This is a genomic window from Pseudomonas sp. GW821-FHT02B10 (assembly GCF_059421865.1).
This window is the reverse complement of the sequence record NZ_JBWKVU010000007.1, coordinates 222,526-243,504: the sequence shown is the minus strand read 5'-3', so window position 1 is coordinate 243,504 and position 20,979 is coordinate 222,526. Positions and strand designations below refer to the sequence as shown.

Here is a 20,979-nt window from a genome sequence, read left to right as displayed (position 1 = left end):
GTTATCTCCCGGCGGCCGAAGCGTTGCTCTCGACAGGTGTGTGGATGAGGGCGTGCCGCAGCAGGTCGGCGATGATGCGCGGGCCTTCCTGGGTCAACAGCGACTCGGCATGAAACTGCATGGAGGCGAACGACGGCCCACGCAGGGCATGCACCTCGCCGGTCTCGCTGTCGCGGCTGATTTCGACGGTGCCGATGCCGTCGATGTCCAGGCGGTCACTCGAACTCTGGGCAGCGAAGGTGTTGTAGAAACCCACCCGTTCGGCGTTGCCAAACAGGTCGATCTGTTTTTGCACACCCTGGTTGGGAATGGCCTTGCGCTGCAGTTCCAGGCCCAGGCACAAGCTCAGCACCTGATGGCTCAGGCACACCGCAAGGAACGGCCGCTGCTGGCTGAGCAAGGAGCGGATGGCCACGTGCAGGTGGTTGATTTTCGGCTGTTGGACTTCGCTCGGGTTGCCGGGGCCGGGGCCCATGATGACCAGGTCGTAGCCGTCAAAGCTGTATTCGTCGCTGAAGCTGCACACCGTCACCACCAGGCCCAGGGCCCGCAGTTGCTTGGCGATCATCGAGGTGAAGGTGTCTTCGGCGTCGACGATCAGCACCTGGCGCCCACTGAAGTCGGCCTGGAGCTGCTCCCGCTGCTGGCTGTCCATCAGCCAGAAGTCCGAGACGTAGGCATTGCGGCTGGCCAATGCGGCGCGCACTTGCAGGTGATTGCCGAAGCGCGAGGGCGCCTGGTTTTTCAGTGCGCTGATCAGGCCGGTGGCCTTGGCCCGGCTTTCGGCAGCCTCGGTCATCGGGTCGGAATGGCGCACGATGGTCGAGCCCACGCTGATCCGCACCTCGCCGCTGTTATCGATGTCGGCGGTGCGAATCAGGATCGCCGAGTCCAGGGAACGCCCGCCCTTGCCATCGCTGCCGATCAGCGCAGCCATGCCGCTGTAGTACGCGCGGCCTTGCGGCTCATAGCGCTGGATGACCCGGCAGGCGCTTTCCAGCGGGCTGCCGGTGACGGTCGGGGCAAACAGGGTTTCGCGCAGGATTTCCCGTACATCGCGATGGGTCTTGCCTTCGATGAAGTACTCGGTGTGGGCCAGGTGCGCCATTTCCTTGAGGTAAGGACCGAGGACGTGGCCGCCGTCGTCACAGATGCGCGCCATCATTTTCAGCTCTTCATCCACCACCATGTAGAGCTCGTCGGCCTCTTTGCGATCCGCCAGGAAGTCCATGACTTCCGTCAGGTTGGGGCCAGCGGGCGGATAGCGGTAAGTGCCGCTGATGGGGTTCATCACCGCGAGCCCATCCTTGATGCTGATGTGGCGCTCGGGGGAGGCCCCCACGAAGGTACGGCTGCCGGTGTGGATGATGAACGTCCAGTAGGCGCCTTTCTCCCGTTCCAGCAGATGGCGAAAGAACGACAGCGCACTGGCCGGGCCGTACTCGCTGATCTCGGCCAGGAAGGTGCGCTTGATGACGAAGTTGGCGCCTTCCCCGGAGCCGATTTCGTTGGCGATCACCTGGCTGACGATCTCGGCGTAGCTCGCGTCGCTGAGGTCGAAGCGTTCGCTGTTCAACTGGATCGGCACGTTGGGCAGCAACCCCAGCAAGCGTTCGATGCTGATGGATTGCTGCTCGGTGATGTTCATCGCCAGCAGCGGCGACTGATCGTCCACCGCCTCGAAACCGCGCTCGGCGATCTGCCGGTAGGGAATCAGCGCCAGTACATCCAGGCGAGGCGCGCCGATCGAGGTGGCAGGCAAGTCGATATCGGCCAGGACCTGCGGTTCCGACATTTCGCCGATCAGCACGTCCAGCAGGCCGGGGCCGCTGGATTCCGGGCGGTACAACAGGGCAAACGGCTCGGGAGCCGGTTGCAGGATGCGTTCCATGAGGTGGGCTGCGGTCTGGCTCATAGCACCACCTCGTCGGTGGTGATGACCATGGCGCAACGGCTGGCGGCGTATTCGATGGCCATCCAGTGGTGCTCCTTGCTGAAGTCGGCGATCGCGTCGGCAACGAGGAACGGCTGGATATCGTTGGAGTAGGCATCCACGGTGGAAATCAGTACCCCGACATGGGCGTACACCCCGCACAGGATCAACTGATCGCGCTCGTTGGCGCGCATGCGTTCCAGCAGGTCGGAGTTGAAGAACGCACTATAGCGCCACTTGGTCAGCAACCAGTCGCCGGGCTTGGGCGCCAGGGCGCCGACCACCTCGCGGTCGGTGGGGCTGGCCTTCATGCCCGGGCCCCAGAAGTCTTTGAGCAGCCCGCGTTGCTCCTCGCTCATGCTGCCGGGCTGGGCGGTGTAGGCCACCGGAACGCCGTTGTCGGCGGCCCACTGGCGAATGCGCGCGGCATTGCTCACGACTTCGTCACGCAGGGTGTCGGGCAAGGGCCGCAGGAAGTAGCGTTGCATGTCATGCACCAACAGCACGGCACGCTCGGGGTCGATGCTCCATTGCGCGAGGTTGACGGGCAGGTCGCGGTTGGTAGGCAAGGCGTAAGGGACGATCGATGGAATGCCGGTCATGACGACAAACTCCAGTCAAAAGGAGGCAAGGGTTGAGGAGGGCTGGTTTTTCCAGGCCATCACCGCAGTAATGGCTTGCCAGGGGTTCAGGCGCGGGTCGCACAGGCTTTTGTAGCGGCTGGCGACCTGATGCAGGCCGGCGGCATCGGAAGCGCACTCGCTGACGTCGTCAGGGGTGGTTTCCAGGTGCAGGCCGGCGGCCACGCCACCGGCAGAGGTCACGGCATGCTTGAAGGCGGCGATTTCCTCGGTGATGGCCTGCACCATGCGGGTCTTGTTGCCGCAGGGCGCGACGATGGTGTTGCCGTGCATCGGGTCGCTCAGCCAGATGATCTTGTGGCCGGCCTGGCGCACCGCTTCGACCAGCGGAGGCAGGCGCTCGGCGACCTTCTGGGCGCCCATGCGGGCAATCAGGGTCAGCCGGCCGGGTTCGCGCTTGGCGTCCAGGCGCTCACACAGGCTCAGCAGCTGGTCCCGGGTAATGTCCGGGCCGACCTTGCACGCCACCGGATTGAGCACTTCGCTGAGCAGCGCCACGTGAGCACCCGTTAACTGACGGGTACGCTCGCCGATCCACGGCCAGTGGGTAGAACCGAGAAATACCCGGCCCTGTTCGTCCTGGCGCAGTTGTGGCAGTTCGTAGTCGAGTACCAGCATTTCGTGGCTGGTCCAGGCCGGTGAACCTATGAGTTGCTCCTGGCCTGCCGACGCTTTCCAGCCCAGGTGCTGCATGATGTCCCGTGCGGCGCCATAGCCTCGAACCAGGCGTTGCGCATCGTGCTGGCGATGGCCGCAGACGGCCTCGCGGCCGTTGACCATGTCGCCGCGATACACCGGCAACTCGAGATCGCCAATGCGTTCGTTGTTATTGGAACGGGGCTTGGCAAACTGCCCGGCAATCCGTCCCACCCGTACCACCGGTTGCTGGGTCACGAGCCGGAACGCTCCGGCCAGGATGTCCAGCACCGCTGCTTTGCGGGCCACATGATCGGGAGTGCTTTCATCCATGTCCTCGGCGCAGTCACCGGACTGGATGACCATCGCTTCGCCGGCCGCTACACGCGCCAGGGTGGCGCGCAGCACCAGGATGTCTTCCACTCGAATCAATGAGGCGCTGTCCCTGAGGTAGGCCTGCGCGTCATGCAATTGTGATGGTTCGCTCCATTGAGGCTGCTGGAACGCTTCACAACTTAGAACCCGTTTCAGTAAGTCTTCCATGATGCGATCACTCTCACGAGGATTAAGTTGGAATGCCTTCACGTTTGATTTGCGGCACTGGAATACCCAGGGCGCGCAGTTGTTGAAAGACGTTCATGAATTCGCGATTGCGTTTTACTTTGCCGTCTTCCAGCTCGAAGGAGTGCAGGAAGTGGTTCTCGTAATAGCCTTCCGGATAACCGGGAAAGAGGATCTTGCCGTGGCCATCACACTCGACCCAGATATGGTTAGGGTCATCGGTTTCAAATACTTTGACGTTGTACCACTCCCAGTCCGGGAAGCACTTGAGTGACCAAACAGCATGTTCGGCCAACTTGGCCTTGCCACTGATTACAATCGGCGCGCCGGTATCGGTGGTCCATAAGCCGCCTGAACCATCTTCGGTAAATAGTTCATGACGGCGCAGGCGGTCTTGGCCCTTGGTGCGCATATATTGCTCGACCGTGGCGCGGTTCTTGCGGCGAAGTTCAGTGATGTCGCTAGCGGTTAGTTGTTGCGCTGCGCTATTGGGCATGCTCAATCTCCAATGAATAAGGGTGTTATGAGGCGGGGATACCTTCACGCTTGATTTTTGGAACGGGGATGCCCAAGGCGCGAAGTTGTTGGAAGGGGTTCATGAATTCACGGTTCTGCGTGATCTTGCCGTCGTCCAGTTCGAAAGAATGGATGTAATGATTTTCGCAATAACCTTCGGGGTAACCGGGAACCAGGGTCTTGCCGCGACCGTCGCTTTCCACCCAGAAGTGGTTGGGGTTATCGGTTTCAAACACACGGACGTTGTGCCATTGCCAGTCCGGAAAGCACTTCTCCAGCCATACGCCGAGGGCAGCCAGCTTCGTGTGGCCTTTAAACACAAGGGGTTCACCGGTTTCGGTGTTCCAGGAACCGCCACTGCCATCCTGAGTGAACAGTTCATGACGACGCAGGCGATCTTTGCCGTTAGTGCGCATGTACTGTTCGACCGTGGCGCGATTTTTTTGGCGAAGTTCAAGGTGATCATTAAAGCCGCTAGGGGAAAGCGAAGCAGGCATGGGCAGCATCCTCCTTAGTTGGGGTTGTGTTTTTGAAAGTAAATATTTAGTTAATTGGCGCGGGTGAATGTTTACAGTTTTTAACTATTGTTCCTTCGTGGCCGTGCCGAGCGGGTGTTGTTTATACACCTGCATTTCTTGGGGGTGGAACTACCAGATCTTGTAGTGATGTAGGACATGAACGGGCAGGCTGCAGTCCGCCGGATGAACTGTTGCATTATTATGAAGAGGCAGGTTCATTCGTCGGCTGAGAGGCGGTAATGGCTTACTAGCATCGTCAGGATGCAATGTTCTATTTGGTTAGTTGTATTAGATGCAATAAATCTAGTGCTAGTGCGAAGCAGCCTATGACTGTGTGGTTTTGCTTGTTGACAGAGGGTCAGGTTGGTCTAGGCTAACGGCCTGTTTTCAACTTTGGTGGTGCTCAGAATGGAATTAGGGCAGCAGTTGGGATGGGATACGTACTTTTATAGTATCTTTGCGCGAACCATGGATATGCAGGAGTTTACAGCTGTCGCGTTGAGGGCCTTGCGCGAACTACGGTTTGATTTTTTTGCCTACGGCATGTGCAGCGTGACTCCGTTCATGCGGCCCAGGACTTATATGTATGGCAATTATCCCGAGGACTGGGTGCAGCGATATCAGGCGGCTAACTACGCGGTGATCGATCCCACGGTGAAGCACAGCAAAGTCTCGTCGTCCCCCATTTTGTGGAGCAATGAGTTGTTCCGGGGGTGCCCGGATCTGTGGTCCGAAGCCAACGACTCGAATTTACGCTACGGCCTGGCACAACCCTCGTTCAACACCCAGGGGAGGGTTGGGATGTTAAGCCTGGCGCGCAAGGATAATCCCATCAGTCTTCAGGAGTTCGAAGCGTTGAAGCTGGTGATCAAAGCGTTTGCTGCAGCGGTCCACGACAAGATTTCCGAGCTGGAGAGCGACGTGCGTGTCTTCAATACGGATGTGGAGTTCAGCGGGAGGGAATGTGATGTGCTGCGCTGGACGGCCGACGGCAAGACCTCGGAGGAAATCGGCGTGATCATGGGGGTGTGCACCGATACGGTGAATTACCACCACCGCAACATCCAGCGCAAAATCGGCGCCAGTAACCGCGTGCAGGCAGTCTCTTACGCCGTCGCGATGGGCTATATCTGAGGGTCTTCAAGAAGGACGACTCGGCCTGTATCAAGCGGTCTCTCTCAATAATGTGTCGGACATGAAGGCTGACGGTGCGACTGCGCTGCGGTGATGCTCGCGGTGGGCCGAGAGTTTGATGGCGAGGATTTTCTCATTCTGGTGCACCGTGACCGGGCCCAGTCGTTCGTAGTGGACGCCGTTGATTTTGTAATAGCGCTCCATGGTGCTGTTGACGATCCCGACGATGGCATCTGCGCCCGCCAGGCTGGCCGTCTTGAGGCTTCTCCAGAACAACGGCATCGCCAGTTGCGGTTCGCGGGTGGTGAAGCGAGTCATTTCCCAGATGGCTGGATGCTTGGGCGGCGCCCCGGCGCAGGTATGGCCGAACACCCCTTCAAGCAGGTTGGGGAACGTGGTGGGAATCAGGCGGGCGCAGCCAACGATGGCGCGGTCTTCATTGAACGCCAGGAGGTAGCGGGCGTGCTCGGTGTCGTATTGATCCCATTCGCAACCTGCCTGGCTCGGATGGGCCGGCAGCCGCCATCCGAGTTTCTCGACGAATTGTTCGTGCCGAAAGCGGCCGAGCATGAGTTTCAGCTCGTCGCTCATTTCGTTCAGTGTGTGCTCTTCCATGTGCATTACTGAGGTTTTCCTTAGGGATGAAGGGAGTGCAGTTTTATAGAGGACTTGTACCGGCTTGGCACCTGCAAGATCTGGTAGGGGCAACGGTGGAATCGAGGTGAAGCCATTCGCTGGGGACTGTGCCGAAGCGAACGGCGACAACAGTGGTGTTGATCCGGCCGTCGGCATTGAAGGCGACAGTCTGGTCCAGGTAGTCGTAGAGAATGGCTGGTGCGCTCATGGGGCAGGGGGTGCGGCGTTTTGGGCTTGCATCCCCTCAGTTCAATTATTTGGCGAGGATAGGAGATACATGGAGGGAAGGTGGAGAGATAGCCAGAAACAACAAAGCCCGCACAAGGCGGGCTTTGTTGAGGTACTTGGTGGCTACACAGGGACTTGAACCCCGGACCCCAGCATTATGAATGCTATGCTCTAACCAACTGAGCTATGTAGCCAAGTGGCGCGCATTATTCGCGTAGAACGGTAAGGCGTCAAGCGCTTTTTATAAAAAAATTATCTACGCTATCAACCGTTTATCCAATTCCCTCCTGTAGCCGCCAGCGCATCCTGCGATTGCACGCGCAACGCGCCGTGAACCCTGGCCCGCGTTTTAGTCGCTACACCGTATTGGCCGGTTTGCGTCGGCCGTGCCGCTGAACGCAGGCTTCGATGTTTTGCCGTGCCGCGCATCAAGAAAAATATTCAAGTCGTTAGCAAGCTAAGGGGATAGCCTCGGTGCACCGAAAAATGGCACATTGGCCACCCCTGCAACTGCGCATCCATCTGCTGTACGGAAACTCTCATGGCTATCAGCAATGTTCAGTCCGCCTCTGTGGCGACTCCCGCGCCTTCCCAAAGCAGCCCCCTGGTGCTACGCATCATTGGCGCGGTGGCGCTGGCGCATTTGATCAACGACCTGATCCAGGCGGTGCTGCCGGCGATCTACCCGATGCTCAAGGCCAGCTACGGCCTGACCTTCACCCAGGTCGGCCTGATTACCCTGACCTTCCAGCTCACGGCCTCACTGCTGCAGCCGTGGGTCGGCTATTACACCGACCGCCACCCCAAGCCGTACCTGTTGCCGGTGGGCATGGTCTGCACCCTGATCGGCATTCTGATGATGTCCCAGGTCGGCAGCTTTGCCTTGATCCTGCTGGCGGCGGGGCTGATCGGTGTCGGCTCCTCGACCTTCCACCCGGAAGCCTCGCGGGTGGCGCGGCTGGCCTCCGGCGGGCGTTATGGCCTGGCGCAATCGACCTTCCAGGTCGGCGGCAATGCCGGCACGGCCTTCGGCCCGCTGCTGGCGGCGGCCATCATCATTCCCTTCGGCCAGGGAAATGTGGCCTGGTTTGGCCTGTTGGCGGTCTTCGCCGTGGCGCTGCTCTACGCCATCAGCCGCTGGTACGCCAACCACCTCAAGCTGTTCAAGCTCAAGCAGGGCCAGGCGGCGACCCACGGCCTGTCCAGGGGGCGGGTGCTCAGCGCCCTGGTGGTGCTGGGGCTGCTGGTGTTCTCCAAGTATTTCTACATGGCCAGCCTGACCAGCTACTTCACCTTCTACCTGATCGAGAAGTTCGACCTGTCGGTGGCCAGCTCGCAGCTGCACCTGTTCCTGTTCCTCGGCGCGGTGGCGGCCGGGACCTTCTTCGGCGGGCCGATCGGCGACAAGATCGGGCGCAAGGCGGTGATCTGGTTCTCGATCCTCGGCGTGGCGCCGTTCACCCTGCTGCTGCCCCATGTCGACCTGTTCTGGACCAGCGTGCTCAGCGTGGTGATCGGCTTCATCCTGGCGTCGGCGTTCTCGGCCATCGTGGTCTACGCCCAGGAGTTGGTGCCGGGCAATGTCGGCATGATCGCCGGGGTGTTCTTCGGCCTGATGTTCGGGTTCGGCGGGATCGGCGCGGCATTGCTGGGCCATCTGGCGGACATCCACGGCATCGAGTACGTGTACTTCCTGTGCTCGTTCCTGCCGCTGTTCGGCCTGCTGGCGATCTTCCTGCCGCGGACCCGAAAAGCCTGAGTGCAGGCCTTGAACGAAAGGGCCGGGGATGTGCCGATCTTGGGCCTGGCCGAAGAGTCGCTGGCAGCTGCCGACAGTGAGTTGATCTGCCGGGAACACAGTTCGCCGCTGAAACCATGGAGTAAGGTAATGACCCCTGAGCGTATAACCCTCGATGCCCTGTTGACTGGCCGCGCCGTGGCCTATAGCCGGCCGGGGTCCATGAGCGCGATCGCCAAGACCCCGCGCATCGGCAGCCTGCTGGTCGGTCCCCTGGGCCTGCTGGAGGACGAGCAGGGCGACCTGCGGGTGCATGGCGGCACCGAGAAAGCCATTCATCACTATCCCCGCGAGCATTACGCCGCCTGGGCCGCCGAGCTGGGGCCGCACGCGTTGCTGGAGCAGCCGGGCGCCTTTGGCGAGAACTTCAGCAGCCACGGCTGGACCGAGCAGAACGTCTGCCTGGGCGACCGGGTCCGGGTCGGCAGCGTGTTGCTGGAGGTGTCCCAGGGACGAATGCCGTGCTGGAAACTCAATGACCGCTTTGCCGTGAAAGACATGTCGCTGCGGGTCCAGCAGAGTGGACGCACCGGCTGGTATTACCGGGTGCTGGAGGCGGGCAGCCTGAGTGCCGGGGACGTGTTGCAGCAGGTCGAGCGCCCCTTCGAGCAGTGGCCGCTGTCGCGCTTGAGCGCGGTGCTGTTTTCCCGCGAGGTGGCAGTGGAGGAGATTCGTCTGTGCCTGGAGCTGCCGCTGGTGCCCTCCTGGCGCCGCACCCTGGAGCGTCGGGTCGAGCAGGCGGCGGTCGAGGATTGGGGCCCGCGCCTGCTGGGCACTGCGCGGGTCGATGAGGAGTCGGCCCGCTGAGCGGCGGGCGCGATCAGTTCGCCTCCAGGGTCAGGCGCGCCTGGACCAGGGCCTGAGGGTCGACCTCCAACTGCAGCGACACCAGGTTGACGCCCTGGTTTTCCACGTCGTCCAGCCAGGTCAGCAGGTCTTGCAGCGCGCCGCCGAGGTTGAGATTGAGGCGTCCGGATTCTTCGCTGTCCATGCGTTCGATGCTCAGGTTGGCCATGGCCGTGCTGGCGGTGATCAGGCCGGCCAGGGTCCGACCGTTGGCCTGCGGGCCGCGGGCCTGGGTGGACGAAGGGAGCTTGAGCAGATCGGTTTGCAACTGTAGGGCCTCCTGGAACTGCTGTTCAGCCTCTTGCAGGGCCTGGCGCTGAGGACTCCAGAGCAGGGTCCAGAACAGCGTCACGGCCAGAAACAGACTGAGCAACTTCAGGGCCAGGCGATCGCGGGCCGGTAGCTGTTGCCAGCGGTTCGAGTAACGATTGAAAAGGGGGGGCATGGGTTAGTCCGTGATTTTCAGGCGGGCGCTGACCCCGTCGGGAGCGAGCACGGCCGAGTCGGCCTGCACATTCGCGCCCTGCTGCGCGAGGGCTTCGCGCAGGCGTTCGAGGGTGGAGAAATCCGGCGCGTTGACTTGCAGGGTCCAGCCTTGCGCCTGTTGGTAGTCCAGCCGGCGGATTCGCGTATCGCCGCCATCGCTGCCGGTCCATTGGCTGGCCAGGCTGTCGAGCCGGCGCGCCAGGCTTTGCTGGGGCTGGCCGGCCTGCTGGGCACGGGCCTGGACCTGGCGGGCGAGGTCGATCACCCGGGGCTCGTCGGGGAAGCGCTGGCGCCAGAGTTCCAGGCTGGCCTCGGTCACCTCGGCGGCCTTGTGTTGCAGCAACCAGCGATGACCCACGTCCTGGGCCACTTGAGCGCCGCAGGCGATGACTAGGATTGCCAGCAGCGCCCGCCATGGCGTGCGCGACGGGCTGCGCGGGGCGAATGCCCCTTGGCGCAGATCGATGGCCTGCGCGCTGCCCCGGGCCAACAGCGGCCAGGGCGTTTCCTCGCTGCGTTGCAGGTTGTCGGGCAGCAGCGGGGCCAGCTCTTCGAGGGCCTGGTCGTCGAGCGCCAGGCGTTGCTGGCAGGCCCCGCCGATCAGCCAGCGGTCGTGGCAGCGCAGGGCCAGGGCCTGGCTGTCCGGCAGGCAGTCGGCATCGACATGAATGCGCTCGGCCGTCAGGCCATGACTGGCCAGCCGTTCCAGCAGTTGCTCCAGCCACTGCCGTTGCAGGGCGAACAGCCGGCAGTGCCGTCGCGCCTGCAACGGCCCGCGGGCCAGGTGCAACTGCTCGGGGTCGTCCAGCAGCCGTTCCTCCAGCAGCGAATGGATGGCTTGCTGCAACCAGCGGCCGCTGCGCGGCGGTACGTCGAAGCGGTGATGGCTGGCGATTTCCGCCGGCAGCAGCAGGGTCAGGCGCTGGCCGGCCAGCACCGCCGCCTGTTGCAGCGTGCCGTGCACCGGCTCGCCGTTGGTTTGCCACCAGGTGACGGGCGACTCGTCGTCCGCATTCACTGTGGCGAGGTAAAGCCAGGCTTGCATGGGGTTACTCCGGAAAACGGGAAGGGGCGGCGAGGGTGCGCTGCAGTACGCTGACCTGGCCGTCCTGCTCGATGCGCAGGCGGCTGATCAGGCGCAATTGGCGGTCGCCCAGTTCGACATCCAGCAGCGCCTGGAAATAGCGGCTGCTGACATCGAGCCCCTGGCTGTTGATCTCGTGCTGTTTCAGCACGGGGGCGTCGAGAAACTCCTGCACCGTCTTGTAGCCATCGGCGGGACGCGCCTGCACCAGGGCGGTGGCCTGGGCCAGGTCGAGCTGGCCCAGGCTGGCCAGCTGTTCGGCCGGGGCGGTGTTGAGGTTCAGCGCCCCCGGCGTGGTTCTGACCCAGGGCCGCAGGCGTTCCATGACCGCTGTGTCGACGCCTTCCAGGCGCATCAATTCGCTGCTGTCGTTCCAGGCCAGCGGCTTGCCGTCGAAACCACGGACCGGCGGCAGGCGCCTGGGGTCGTGGGGCGGCAGGCCGAGCACCTGCAACAGGCGTTGATAACGCAGGCGACTGATGCGGTCGTTGGGCGTGCGCAAGGTGCCGAGGTTGAAGCGCGCGCCGAGGTCTTGCAGCTGGATGCGGATACGCCCGCCGTCGATGTCGAAGGTCGGCGTGCTTTGGGCCCAGCGTTGGCCCAGGTGTACGCGCTTGGGTTCCGGCTCGTCGCGCCAGTCATCGCGCAGTTGGCCGCGGGCCCAGGCTTCGCCACTGAGCGCCAGTTGCCACAGTTGTTGCTGCAACAGCTGGTTGGAACTGCCGATCAGGCTCAGGCGCTGGCGGGCCAGCATGTCACTGACGATCAGGGTCGCCAGGGAGGTGATCAACAGCACGCTGATCAGCGCGATGCCCCGTTGTCTACAAGCCTTAACCATGGTCCAGCCCCTTGAAGCCCGGCAGCAGGATTACCCGCCGCAGGCCGGGATAACCCGGAGCGTCGAGTTCCAGCTCGATGGCCTGGGGCAGGCTCAATGGCGCCTGGCCGACGGGCCAGTTGGAATGGGCCTGACCCTGGTCGTCGATGTAGCGCAGGCGTTCGAGGCGGACGTCATCGAGCAGCAGTTGTTGCGCGGCAGTGCCGGACAGGTCGGGACCGTCCACCGGGCTGCGGTACTCGCGCAGCCATTGGCTGTCGCTCCAGCGATAGGTGACCAGCAGCAGGTCGTTGCGCGCCTGTTGCAAGGGATTGCTCCAGCCGCCGCGTACCAGCTGGATGCGCCCGGGTTCGCCGATCAGGGCCTGGCGCGCCGAACTGCCGTTGACCGGGTAGGCGATGGCCTGGGTCAGGTCGCGTTCGAAGATGCCCACGGCGCGTTGCAGGCGCCGCAGTTGCAGTTCGTGCTGATGAATCCGCTGGTCGGTGTGCATCATGCGTTCGAGCAACTGATAGCAGGCCAGGCCGAGCAGGCTGAACAGGGCCATGGCGATCAGCACTTCGAGCAGGGTGAAACCCTGTTGCCGGCGTTTCATGGGCGGGCCTCCAGGTAACCTGCCAGGCGCGCGCGCTGCCGGGGCATGGGGGCGTCGGTGGAGACTTCGAGCACGATCTTCAGCAGGCGCGGGTCGGGCGCCGCGGCGGTTTCGCTGGTCAGCAGCCAGTCGCGCCCGGCGAAGCGGACCGGTTCCTGGCGCTGACTCTGGGGTTGGCGCATGCCGGCGCGCAGCTCGTTCAGGCGGTTGTCCGCCAGCCATTGCGCCAGGGTCCGCTCGCTGAGGCTGCCGTTGTTGCCGATCAGGTGTTCGGTGGCGCTGTAGAGCGACAGCGACAGCACGGCGAAGATGGCCAGGGCGACCATCACTTCCAGCAGGGTGAAGCCCGCCTGTTCATTGCACCGGGGCAAGACGCACCTCCTCGACACCGTCGCTGGACAGCGACAGCAGCGGTTGCTGGCGGTATTCCAGCAGCAGGGTGAAGGGCGAGATCTGGTCGTTGGCCAGCACCCAGAGTTGCGGCTCCTTGCCCTGGCCCAGGTTTTTATTTTGGCCTGGTGGCTCCTGCAGGTTCAGGCGCAGCTCGCCGGGCAGCCGGTGTTCCTTGAAGCGTTTGTCGGCCTGCCACTGGCCGCCGCGGTCGAGGCTCAGCACTGTGTAATGGTCTGGCTCCAGGCGCAGGCCGTGATTGAGGTTGTTCAACACCGCGTCTTCGCGCAGCAAGCCAATGAGGTTTTGCAGGCGCTCGGCCTCGCGCCGGGCCTTCTGCCCGCCCGAGTCGCTCTGGACCAGCCCGACCATGCCGGCCAGCAAGCCGATGATCAGCATGACCACCAGCAGCTCCAGCAGGGTGAAACCCGCCATTGGCTTGCGCACTTCAAGGCTCCCAGTTGCCGATGTCGGCATTGGTCCCGTCGCCGCCGTTGCGGCCGTCGGCACCGAAGGAGTACAGGTCGTAGGCCGAGCCTTCGCGGCCTGGGGCGAGGAACTGGTAAGGGTTGCCCCAGGGGTCCTTGGGCAGGCGCTTGAGGTAGCCGTCGGGGTTCCAGTTGAGGGCCGCCGGCAGGCCAGCCGGTTTTTTTACCAGGGCTTCCAGGCCCTGCTGGGTCGAGGGGTAGTGGTGGTTGTCGAGCTTGTAGATTTCCAGGGCGGTGGCCACGGCCTTGATGTCGCTGCGGGCGGCAGTGACCTTGGCCTGGTCCGGGCGGCTCATGATCTGCGGGACCACCAGGGCGGCCAGGACACCGAGAATCACCACGACCACCATGATCTCGATCAGGGTAAAGCCGCGTTGGCGGGAAGGGTTGCGCATGTTGTGTGCTCTTCAGGTGATGAGTTGGTTGAGGTTGAGAATGGGCATCAGGATCGCCAGGACGATCACCAGCACGCTGGCGCCCATGAACACCAGCATCGCCGGCTCGAACAGCCCGACCAGCATGGCGATGCCGTTGGACAGCTGGGTCTGCTGCTGGTGGGCGGCGCGTTCGAGCATGCTGTCCAGTTCCCCTGAGCGTTCGCCGCTGGCGATCATGTACAGCATCATCGGCGGGAAATCGCCGCTCTGTTCCAGGGCCCGGGTCAGCCCGCTACCTTCGCGCACGGCACGCGCCACGTCTTTCATACGAGTACGAATCTGCTGGTTGGCGACCACTTCGGCGGAAATCTCCAGAGCATCAACAAGTGGTACGCCACTGCGTCCGAGAATCGCCAGGGTGCTGACAAAACGGGTGCTGTTGCTGGCCTGGATGACCCGTCCGATCACCGGCAAGCGCAGCTGGGCCTGATGCCAGCGCATGGCCAGGGCGGGCTTGCGCAGGGCCACGCGCAGGCCGGCGGCGAGGCTGCCGAGCATCAGCAGCAGGAGCAGGCCGTAGTCCCGGGCGAAGTCGCTGGTGGCGATCAGGCCGCGGGTCAGCACCGGCAGTTGCTGGCCGCTGTCGATGAACACCTTGACCACATCCGGCACCACGAAACTGAGCAGGAAGCCGACGATGCCGAAGGCCGCCAGCAGCAGGATGCTCGGGTACAGCATGGCCAGCTGCAGCTGCTGGCGGGCGGCATGCCGGGCCTCGGTGTAGTCGGCCAGTTGCATCAGTACCTGGGCCAGGTGGCCGGCGCGTTCGCCGGCGGCCACCGTGGCCCGGTACATCGAGGTGAAGGCGCGCGGGTATTCGCCCATGGCTCGGGCCAGGTCATGGCCTTCCAGCACCCGTGCGCGGATCGCCAGCATCATGCTTTGCTGCGCGCGTTTGCTGCATTGCGCGGCGACCGCGGCCAGTACTTCTTCCAGGGGCAGAGCGGCCTGGACCAGGGTCGCCAGCTGGCGGGTGAGCAAGGCCAGTTGCGCCGGGCTGAGGCGTTGGCTGCTGGTCAGCGTGGCGCCGGAGCGGTCCTGTTGCCCGCGGGCCGGCTTGACCTGCAGGGCGATCAGGTTGCGTTCGCGCAGCAGCTGGCGGACCTGCCGCGCGCTGTCGGCTTCCTGCACGCCGCGGGTCTTGCGCCCGGCGTTGCACATGGCGAGGTATTCGTAGGCGGCCACGATCAGTGCTCCCGGGTTACGCGTAGCAGTTCTTCGACGCCGGTGACGCCTTGCAGCACCTTGTCCCGGCCGTCGGCGAACAGGCTGTGGGCATGCTGGCGCGCGTAGTGGGTCAAGGCGGCTTCGCCAGCCCCTTCGTGGATCAGCTGGCGCAGCGGTTCGTCGAACAGCACCAGTTCGTAGATGCCCTGGCGACCGCGATAGCCGCTGTGCTGGCAGGCCGGGCAGCCGACCGGGTGGTAGAGCAGCGGCGCCTGCTGCGGGTCGAGGTGCAACTGGCGGCAGGCCGCGGCGTCGGCGGGCGCGGCGCTTTTGCAATCGCCGCAGAGCACCCGCACCAGGCGCTGGGCGACCACGCCGAGCAGCGAGGTACACAGCAGGAAGGGCTCGATGCCCATGTCCAGCAGGCGGGTGACGGCGCCGATGGCGCTGTTGGTGTGCAGGGTGGACAGCACCAGGTGGCCGGTGAGGGAGGCCTGCACGGCGATGTCGGCGGTTTCCCGGTCACGGATCTCACCGACCATCACCACATCCGGGTCCTGGCGCAGGATGGCACGCAGGCCACGGGCGAAGGTCATGTCGACCTTGGTGTTGACCTGGGTCTGGCCGATGCCGGCCAGGTGGTATTCCACCGGGTCTTCGATGGTCAGGATGTTGCGCGTCTGGTTGTTCAGGCTGCTGAGCCCGGCATACAGCGTGGTGGTCTTGCCGGAACCGGTGGGGCCGGTGACCAGCAGGATGCCGTGGGGGCGCCGCAGGGCGTCTTCCAGCTTGTCGCGGATCGCCTCGGCCATGCCCAGCCGCCCCAGGTTCAGGCGCCCGGCCTGTTTGTCGAGCAGGCGCATGACCACCCGCTCGCCGTAGGCCGAAGGCAGGGTGGAGACCCGCACGTCCACTTCATGGCCGCCGATGCGCAGGGCGATGCGGCCGTCCTGGGGGATGCGTTTCTCGGCGATATCGAGCTTGGACATGACCTTGATCCGCGACACCAGCAGGCCCGCCAGTTCCCGGCGCGGGCGCAGCACTTCGCGCAGCAGGCCGTCGACCCGCAGGCGCACGGACAGGTGCTGCTCGAAGGTTTCCAGGTGGATATCCGAAGCCTTGACCTTCACCGCCTCGCCGAGGATCGCGTTGATCAGGCGAATGATCGGCGCGTCGTCTTCCTGCTCCAGCAGGTCGGTGATCTGCGGCAGTTGCTCGGCCAGGCTGGCCAGGTCGTCCTGGCCGGCGATCTGGTCGCCCAGGCCCTCGGCCATTTGCATGGCGTCGTCGCGGCCATCGCGATAGTGCTCGGCCAGCAACTCGGCGAACTGCGCGGCGTCGAGTATCCGCTGGCCCCGCAACGGGCCATGGCAACGGCGGACCTCGGCGAGGATTTCCACCGGCGTGTCGGCCCGGCAATAAAGCCGCAGGCCGTTTTCCAGGGATTCCAGCAGGACCCCATGACGCTTGGCGAAGCCAAAGGGCAGGCGCGCGACCGGGTTCATCGGCGTGGCTCTCTGGCGCGAATGTCGAGGGTCCCATCCTGCGGGGCGGCATCGAACAGCTGGCGCGAGTCGGCGGGCAGGGCCAGGCCGCTGCGGCTGTCGCCGTTGGCGCGCAGCTTGCGCAGGTCGTCGTACTTGCGCTGGCTGACGTTGACGGCATCGGCGCTGCCGCGCACCAGGGTCGGCCGCAGGAAGACCATCAGGTTGGTCTTTTCGGTGACGTCCTTGGTGCTGGTGAACAGCCGGCCGAGCAGGGGAATGCTGCCCAGCACCGGCACCTTGCTGACCTGGGTCTTGACGTTGTCCTTGATCAGGCCGCCAAGCACGATGATCTGCCCGTCGTCGGCGAGGATGGTGCTTTTCACCGAGCGCTTGTTGGTGATCACGTCGCTGGTGGTGATGCCGGGCGGGGCGCTGGCCAGTTCCGAGCTTTCCTGCTCGACCTTCAGGCGCAGGGTGTTGCCCTCGTTGATGTGCGGCGTCACCTTGAGGGTCACGCCGACGTCCTGGCGTTCCACGGTGGTGAAGGGGTTGCTGGCGCCGGCGGTGTCGGTGGTGTACGAGCCGGTCTGGAAGGGCACGTTCTGGCCGACGAGGATTTCCGCCGCTTCGTTGTCCAGGGTCAGCAGGCTCGGGGTGGACAGCAGGTTGTTCTTCGAGTCGCTGGACAGGGCGGTGACCAGCGCGCCGAAATTGCTGGTGCCGATGCCGATGATGGCGCCGTCCGGCAGGGTGATGTTCTTGTCCTTGCCGTTACCCAGCAGGGTACCGATCGACAGGCCGGTGCCGCTAAAATTGGTGCCGCCGGCGACGTTGCCGGCGCGCGCGGCCCATTGCACGCCGAGGGCTTCGTTGATGTCGCCGCTGACTTCGACGATGGCCGCTTCCACCAGCACCTGGGCCCGTGGCTGGTCCAGCTGGGTGATGACTTTGTCGAGCATGCTCAGTTGCGCCGGGTCGGCCATCAGCACCAGGGCGTTCTGGCTTTCGTCGGCGCTCACCAGTATCGAGTTGCCGCTGCCCTTGCCTTCGCCGCCACCGCGATTGCCGTCTTCCAGGCGCTTGCCGATGCCGTCGAGCAGCTTCGAGAGTTTTTTCGCATCGCTGTGGTGCAGGCGTACCACCCGCGCGCTGTCATTGGCATTGCTCGGCACGTCGATGGCCTTGACCAGATCGGCCATGCGCTGGCGGGCCTGGGCGGAGCCCGCGAGGATCACCCGGTTGCTGCGGGCGTCGCCCACGGCCTTGGCATCGCTGGGGCCGTTGCCCGTCTGGCTGATGCTTTCGTTCAGGGTCCGGGCCACATCGCTGGCCCAGGCATGCTTGAGCGCCACGGTGCTGAACGAGCGGTTGCCGGCCTGGTCCAGTTCGCTGACGACCTGGCGGATGCGCTCGACGTTGCTGGCGCTGTCGGAAACCACCAGCGCGTTGGAGCTGGCCGAGGGCGCGACATAGGCGTCGTCGCTCACCAGCGGGCGGACCACCCCGGAGATTTCCGCGGCGTTGGCGTTGCGCAGGTCCAGGACCCGGGTCACGAACTCATCGCCGGACTGCTCGCTGGATTTGGTCTTGGCTTCCATCGCCGGCACGATCAGCACCCGGTCGCCCTGGTCCAGGGCGACGAAACCCTGGCTGCGCAGCACGCTGAGGAACAGCGAGTAGATACCGTCCTTGTCCAGTGCATTGGACGATTGCACGCTGACCTTGCCTTGCAGCCGGGCATCGACCACCAGGGTCTTGCCGGTGATTTCACCGACTTCGCTGACCAGGTCGCGCAGTTCGGCGTCCTTCATGTTCAGCGTCCACAGGCGCTGGGTGGTGAGGGCCGCGGTACTGGGCAGGGCACTCAAAAGAAGGCCGAGGCTGAGCACGGCGCCTGCAATCTTGGACAGTTTCATGGTGTGTTCTCTATCGCTCGCAGAAGGGCCGTGGCTTTTCGGTCGGCGACCTCCGGTGGGGTTGTCTGGGGGCTGAGCAGGCGCAGCTGGCGCCCGGGTAGCAGCAGGTTCTGTTCACGGCCGTTGCGCAGCACCACCACCTGATCGGCGCTGACGCTCTTGAGCAGCGTGCCGTCGGGCAGGCGTTCGCCCGGGGAGTAGAAGGCCCGGCTGTCGGCGTACTGGATCAGGGCCCTGGACTGTTCGGGCTGGTTGCCCAGCAGGCTGGCGAGCAGGACCAGCGGCAGGCTGGCCTGCGCGCTGTCGAATTCGACCGGCACGGCGCCGAACACCCTGGCGATGTTGCGATCGTCCAGGGGCGCGGGCAGCAGCTTTTCGGCGCTGGCGCTCGGTACCGCGCTCGGCACCGGCTGGCCCGCCACGACTTGCCGGTAGCTCCAGCTGTCGAGGCCGAGCCAGCTCAGCCAGAGACCCAGGGCCACCAGGCTGGCGGGCAGCAGGTAGCGTTGGCCGGAGCCGCGCGGGCGCCATGAGAGCAGCGTTTTCATGGGCGTTTGGGCAGCATGCGTCTGAGCACGCCCTGCCCGCGCCATTGGTGGAGGATCACCGCGGCGATATGGCCGGCCACCAGCAGGGCCAGGGCCATGCAGCTGTAATGGTGAAGCTCTTCGAAAAAGGTGATGGCCGCCGGGTCCTGCAAGGGTTGCGGGAGCCGCAGGCCGAACAGGTCGATCGGGCGCGACATCATCAGCACGCCGCTGAACAGCACGGTACCGAGGGTGACCAGCAGGGCTGCGTGCCCGGCATGCACCAGGCGGCGTTCACCCGCGCTCTGGTGGACAGGCGCCGCCGGAGCGGGATGGCGCAGGAGGTAGAACAGCCGCAGGACGAACAGCGGCACCAGCAGGGTGGTCAGCGAGACATTGATAAAGGCGATCGCCTGCTGGACCGAGGGCGAAGGCTGCAACAGGGCGCTGGCATAGCCGCTGATCGTGGCCCACAGCACAACGGCGGCGAACAGCCAGTGCAGCAGCCTGCGCGGTCTTGAGTAGTGAGGGTGATTCATGTCGATTCCCAAGGTCCGCAACGCGGTGCCGAGGCACCACGCTGCGGTTGGTCAGGTTATGGATTACTTGCGAATCCAGGCGTCCTTCCAGTTGCTGCCCACGCCAGGCTCGAACTGAGTGGCGCCAGCGTTCCACTGGATGCAGTAGCCGCTGTAAGGGAACGGCTTGCACTCATAGACGTTGCCGTCCTTGGCCAGGACCTTGGTGCCGGCCTTGTAGCCGGTCAGGCCTTTGGGGAAGACGAAGTCGTAATCACCGCCGCCGCCCACTTCCTCGGCTTTGAGGGTGATGCGCTGGCTTTGTTGCAGCTGCTCGCCTTTCTCCGGCTTGGCCACGACTACCACGTCGTACTCACCTTCGCTGACGTTACGCAGCGGGATGGAGAAGTGCGGGGTGTTGTTGCCAGGCTCGGCTTGTACGTGAGCAATGCTTTCGTTCTTGCCGTTGAAGACCGTCGAGCTGATGGTGTACTTGCCGCCCTGGGCAATGGCATTGAAGTGCAGGTCGGTGGCGTTGTCCTTCAGGGTGTACTCGGCCTGCAGGCCGGAAAGTTTCAGCTCGCCAGGAATGCTCGGCTGCTCTTTCTGGATTTCCACACGCACCACGTCGCTGTTGTTCTTGGCGTACATAGTGTTCTTGCCGTAGTTGGGCACGACTTCGTTGTTGGCGTTGAGCTCGCCCATCACATAACCGGCATTGGCCTTGTTGACCTTTTCCGCCAACAGGAACGGCCAGGTGTTGGCGTTGGCCTGCTCGGCGGTCTCGATGTTCAGGCGGGTCTGGCGGTTCTGCTGTTCGCCGGCATTGGTGAACACGCGAGTGCTGACCTTGTCGCCGACCTGCAGTTGTTCAGGCTGTACCGCGCCGAGGATTTTCCAGTCGGGAATCGGCGCGCCATCGTTGTCGATGTTGACGTCGATGGCCTGGTAGAAGGTGGCGGCGGTGTCGGCGATTTTCCAGGTCGCCAGGATCACGTGGTAACCGCTGCGGTCAGCAGGAATGTTGACCTTGTGCTGGGTCTTGCCACCGGCCGGCGGACGCACGCCACCGGCGTTTTCATTGAGCAGCGGGGTCATCTCGAAGGAGTCGCGGGTCAGCGGCTGGTTCGGGTTCCAGTCTTTCTTGGTGATGTAGAACTGGTAGTAGGCGCTGGCGTGACCGGCGGAGTAGTGCCAGGTGAATTCATTCATGCCCGGCTTGATCGTGGTTTTCTGCCAGCGGGTCGCCGTCTGCTCGTTGAGCTGGGAGAAGCTGGTGATGCCGCCCGCCGGGATGGTGCCGTTCGCCGGACCGCATTGGGTGAAGTCGCCCGAGCAGTAATCCTTGGGGTAGTGATGCTGGACCGATGGCGAGTACTCGACACTCTGCGGTTCGTAAGTGACGGGGCCGCAATCGCGGTTGAGGTTGCCGCCGGTGGCGGAGCACATGAAGGCACGGGACTTCGGACTTTCGACATAACCGTGGGCGAAGGCTTGCTGGCTGGCCAGTGAAGCCAGGCCGAGGGTGATGGCCAACGGAAGCTTGCGCATGGCGCTGGCGCGGGTGTTATGAAGCATCGAATCACCTTGAATTAGGGA

Annotated in this window: 22 protein-coding genes and 1 tRNA gene; 3 read left to right on the top strand and 20 right to left on the bottom strand. The window is 63.9% G+C overall.

What is annotated here, in order from left to right; genetic code table 11:
- Position 1: 1 nt before the first annotated feature.
- Genes AC07VU_RS17555 through AC07VU_RS17535 form a run of 5 tightly spaced genes read right to left on the bottom strand, consistent with a single transcriptional unit; the run spans position 2 to position 4,784 of the window.
- Positions 2 to 1,891: an anthranilate synthase family protein gene (locus AC07VU_RS17555; RefSeq protein ID WP_422121757.1), complete on the bottom strand. Its 1,890-nt coding sequence runs from the start codon at positions 1,889 to 1,891 to the stop codon at positions 2 to 4.
- Between the two features lie 20 nt (positions 1,892 to 1,911).
- Positions 1,912 to 2,535 carry an isochorismatase family protein gene (locus AC07VU_RS17550; protein ID WP_277589595.1) on the bottom strand — a complete coding sequence of 208 codons (624 nt, stop codon included), beginning with the start codon at positions 2,533 to 2,535 and terminating at the stop codon, positions 1,912 to 1,914.
- A 15-nt stretch (positions 2,536 to 2,550) separates the two neighbouring features.
- Positions 2,551 to 3,753, bottom strand: a complete 1,203-nt coding sequence (locus AC07VU_RS17545; protein WP_053262621.1) for a 3-deoxy-7-phosphoheptulonate synthase — start codon at positions 3,751 to 3,753, stop codon at positions 2,551 to 2,553.
- Between the two features lie 22 nt (positions 3,754 to 3,775).
- Entirely contained in the window at positions 3,776 to 4,267 is a 492-nt protein-coding gene (locus AC07VU_RS17540; RefSeq protein ID WP_007923191.1) for a PhzA/PhzB family protein, read from the bottom strand.
- Positions 4,268 to 4,292: 25 nt separating this feature from the next.
- Positions 4,293 to 4,784, bottom strand: a complete 492-nt coding sequence (locus tag AC07VU_RS17535; protein ID WP_101339097.1) for a PhzA/PhzB family protein — start codon at positions 4,782 to 4,784, stop codon at positions 4,293 to 4,295.
- Between the two features lie 429 nt (positions 4,785 to 5,213).
- On the opposite strand from AC07VU_RS17535, the gene AC07VU_RS17530 reads away from it, so the two are divergent.
- A complete protein-coding gene (locus tag AC07VU_RS17530; RefSeq protein WP_037034074.1) occupies positions 5,214 to 5,939 on the top strand; it encodes an autoinducer binding domain-containing protein in 726 nt (241 codons plus the stop codon).
- Positions 5,940 to 5,969: 30 nt separating this feature from the next.
- Here AC07VU_RS17530 and AC07VU_RS17525 read toward each other — a convergent pair whose 3' ends face one another.
- Both AC07VU_RS17525 and AC07VU_RS17520 read right to left on the bottom strand, forming a co-directional pair.
- Positions 5,970 to 6,560 (bottom strand): acyl-homoserine-lactone synthase, encoded by a 591-nt coding sequence (locus tag AC07VU_RS17525; protein WP_007923204.1) that lies wholly within the window; start codon positions 6,558 to 6,560, stop codon positions 5,970 to 5,972.
- 360 nt (positions 6,561 to 6,920) lie between these two features.
- Positions 6,921 to 6,997 (bottom strand) — tRNA-Met (locus AC07VU_RS17520).
- 347 nt (positions 6,998 to 7,344) lie between these two features.
- On the opposite strand from AC07VU_RS17520, the gene AC07VU_RS17515 reads away from it, so the two are divergent.
- Together AC07VU_RS17515 and AC07VU_RS17510 are read left to right on the top strand one after the other, a co-directional pair.
- Complete coding sequence (locus AC07VU_RS17515; protein WP_495030192.1) at positions 7,345 to 8,562, top strand: MFS transporter; 1,218 nt, start codon at positions 7,345 to 7,347, stop codon at positions 8,560 to 8,562.
- Between the two features lie 129 nt (positions 8,563 to 8,691).
- Complete coding sequence (locus AC07VU_RS17510; RefSeq protein WP_495030191.1) at positions 8,692 to 9,408, top strand: MOSC domain-containing protein; 717 nt, start codon at positions 8,692 to 8,694, stop codon at positions 9,406 to 9,408.
- A gap of 13 nt (positions 9,409 to 9,421) precedes the next feature.
- Here the strand turns inward: AC07VU_RS17510 and gspM are convergent, their stop codons facing one another.
- The 13 genes from gspM to gbpA all read right to left on the bottom strand — a co-directional run bounded on the left by gspM (position 9,422) and on the right by gbpA (position 20,958).
- Complete coding sequence (gspM, locus tag AC07VU_RS17505) at positions 9,422 to 9,892, bottom strand: type II secretion system protein GspM (protein WP_495030190.1); 471 nt, start codon at positions 9,890 to 9,892, stop codon at positions 9,422 to 9,424.
- 3 nt (positions 9,893 to 9,895) lie between these two features.
- Entirely contained in the window at positions 9,896 to 10,978 is a 1,083-nt protein-coding gene (gene gspL / locus AC07VU_RS17500) for a type II secretion system protein GspL (protein WP_495030189.1), read from the bottom strand.
- 4 nt (positions 10,979 to 10,982) lie between these two features.
- Positions 10,983 to 11,855: a type II secretion system minor pseudopilin GspK gene (gene gspK / locus AC07VU_RS17495; protein WP_457274903.1), complete on the bottom strand. Its 873-nt coding sequence runs from the start codon at positions 11,853 to 11,855 to the stop codon at positions 10,983 to 10,985.
- Complete coding sequence (gene gspJ / locus AC07VU_RS17490; protein WP_495030188.1) at positions 11,848 to 12,450, bottom strand: type II secretion system minor pseudopilin GspJ; 603 nt, start codon at positions 12,448 to 12,450, stop codon at positions 11,848 to 11,850. The genes gspK and gspJ overlap by 8 nt, the downstream gene beginning before the upstream one ends.
- Complete coding sequence (gene gspI, locus AC07VU_RS17485) at positions 12,447 to 12,821, bottom strand: type II secretion system minor pseudopilin GspI (protein ID WP_457274901.1); 375 nt, start codon at positions 12,819 to 12,821, stop codon at positions 12,447 to 12,449. Before gspI ends, gspJ begins: the two co-directional genes overlap by 4 nt.
- The gene (gene gspH, locus AC07VU_RS17480) at positions 12,805 to 13,287 is read right to left on the bottom strand and encodes a type II secretion system minor pseudopilin GspH (protein ID WP_495030187.1); all 483 of its coding nucleotides are present in this window, start codon (positions 13,285 to 13,287) and stop codon (positions 12,805 to 12,807) included. Before gspH ends, gspI begins: the two co-directional genes overlap by 17 nt.
- Position 13,288: 1 nt before the next feature.
- Positions 13,289 to 13,723 (bottom strand): type II secretion system major pseudopilin GspG, encoded by a 435-nt coding sequence (gene gspG / locus AC07VU_RS17475; protein WP_009050803.1) that lies wholly within the window; start codon positions 13,721 to 13,723, stop codon positions 13,289 to 13,291.
- A 12-nt stretch (positions 13,724 to 13,735) separates the two neighbouring features.
- A complete protein-coding gene (gene gspF / locus AC07VU_RS17470; RefSeq protein ID WP_007923626.1) occupies positions 13,736 to 14,950 on the bottom strand; it encodes a type II secretion system inner membrane protein GspF in 1,215 nt (404 codons plus the stop codon).
- A 2-nt stretch (positions 14,951 to 14,952) separates the two neighbouring features.
- On the bottom strand, positions 14,953 to 16,437 hold the full coding sequence (gene gspE / locus AC07VU_RS17465; RefSeq protein WP_495030186.1) for a type II secretion system ATPase GspE: 1,485 nt from the start codon (positions 16,435 to 16,437) through the stop codon (positions 14,953 to 14,955).
- Entirely contained in the window at positions 16,434 to 18,335 is a 1,902-nt protein-coding gene (gene gspD / locus AC07VU_RS17460; RefSeq protein WP_495030185.1) for a type II secretion system secretin GspD, read from the bottom strand. Before gspD ends, gspE begins: the two co-directional genes overlap by 4 nt.
- Positions 18,332 to 18,883, bottom strand: a complete 552-nt coding sequence (locus AC07VU_RS17455; protein WP_009045571.1) for a type II secretion system protein N — start codon at positions 18,881 to 18,883, stop codon at positions 18,332 to 18,334. Before AC07VU_RS17455 ends, gspD begins: the two co-directional genes overlap by 4 nt.
- Positions 18,880 to 19,401: a cytochrome b gene (locus AC07VU_RS17450; protein WP_495030184.1), complete on the bottom strand. Its 522-nt coding sequence runs from the start codon at positions 19,399 to 19,401 to the stop codon at positions 18,880 to 18,882. The genes AC07VU_RS17455 and AC07VU_RS17450 overlap by 4 nt, the downstream gene beginning before the upstream one ends.
- A 63-nt stretch (positions 19,402 to 19,464) precedes the next feature.
- The gene (gbpA, locus tag AC07VU_RS17445) at positions 19,465 to 20,958 is read right to left on the bottom strand and encodes an N-acetylglucosamine-binding protein GbpA (protein ID WP_007928332.1); all 1,494 of its coding nucleotides are present in this window, start codon (positions 20,956 to 20,958) and stop codon (positions 19,465 to 19,467) included.
- Positions 20,959 to 20,979: the final 21 nt, after the last annotated feature.

Excerpts from the sequence above, each read along its gene's own strand:
- AC07VU_RS17455 (WP_009045571.1), bottom strand. The coding sequence starts at position 18,883 with ATGAAAACGCTGCTCTCATGGCGCCCGCGCGGCTCCGGCCAACGCTAC.
- gspE (WP_495030186.1), bottom strand. The coding sequence starts at position 16,437 with ATGAACCCGGTCGCGCGCCTGCCCTTTGGCTTCGCCAAGCGTCATGGG.
- AC07VU_RS17525 (WP_007923204.1), bottom strand. The coding sequence starts at position 6,560 with ATGCACATGGAAGAGCACACACTGAACGAAATGAGCGACGAGCTGAAA.
- gspM (WP_495030190.1), bottom strand. The coding sequence starts at position 9,892 with ATGCCCCCCCTTTTCAATCGTTACTCGAACCGCTGGCAACAGCTACCG.
- AC07VU_RS17550 (WP_277589595.1), bottom strand. The coding sequence starts at position 2,535 with ATGACCGGCATTCCATCGATCGTCCCTTACGCCTTGCCTACCAACCGC.
- AC07VU_RS17540 (WP_007923191.1), bottom strand. The coding sequence starts at position 4,267 with ATGCCCAATAGCGCAGCGCAACAACTAACCGCTAGCGACATCACTGAA.
- AC07VU_RS17450 (WP_495030184.1), bottom strand. The coding sequence starts at position 19,401 with ATGAATCACCCTCACTACTCAAGACCGCGCAGGCTGCTGCACTGGCTG.
- AC07VU_RS17535 (WP_101339097.1), bottom strand. The coding sequence starts at position 4,784 with ATGCCTGCTTCGCTTTCCCCTAGCGGCTTTAATGATCACCTTGAACTT.
- AC07VU_RS17510 (WP_495030191.1), top strand. The coding sequence starts at position 8,692 with ATGACCCCTGAGCGTATAACCCTCGATGCCCTGTTGACTGGCCGCGCC.
- gspJ (WP_495030188.1), bottom strand. The coding sequence starts at position 12,450 with ATGAAACGCCGGCAACAGGGTTTCACCCTGCTCGAAGTGCTGATCGCC.
- gspG (WP_009050803.1), bottom strand. The coding sequence starts at position 13,723 with ATGCGCAACCCTTCCCGCCAACGCGGCTTTACCCTGATCGAGATCATG.
- gspD (WP_495030185.1), bottom strand. The coding sequence starts at position 18,335 with ATGAAACTGTCCAAGATTGCAGGCGCCGTGCTCAGCCTCGGCCTTCTT.
- AC07VU_RS17545 (WP_053262621.1), bottom strand. The coding sequence starts at position 3,753 with ATGGAAGACTTACTGAAACGGGTTCTAAGTTGTGAAGCGTTCCAGCAG.
- AC07VU_RS17515 (WP_495030192.1), top strand. The coding sequence starts at position 7,345 with ATGGCTATCAGCAATGTTCAGTCCGCCTCTGTGGCGACTCCCGCGCCT.
- gbpA (WP_007928332.1), bottom strand. The coding sequence starts at position 20,958 with ATGCTTCATAACACCCGCGCCAGCGCCATGCGCAAGCTTCCGTTGGCC.
- gspK (WP_457274903.1), bottom strand. The coding sequence starts at position 11,855 with ATGGTTAAGGCTTGTAGACAACGGGGCATCGCGCTGATCAGCGTGCTG.
- AC07VU_RS17530 (WP_037034074.1), top strand. The coding sequence starts at position 5,214 with ATGGAATTAGGGCAGCAGTTGGGATGGGATACGTACTTTTATAGTATC.
- gspL (WP_495030189.1), bottom strand. The coding sequence starts at position 10,978 with ATGCAAGCCTGGCTTTACCTCGCCACAGTGAATGCGGACGACGAGTCG.
- AC07VU_RS17555 (WP_422121757.1), bottom strand. The coding sequence starts at position 1,891 with ATGGAACGCATCCTGCAACCGGCTCCCGAGCCGTTTGCCCTGTTGTAC.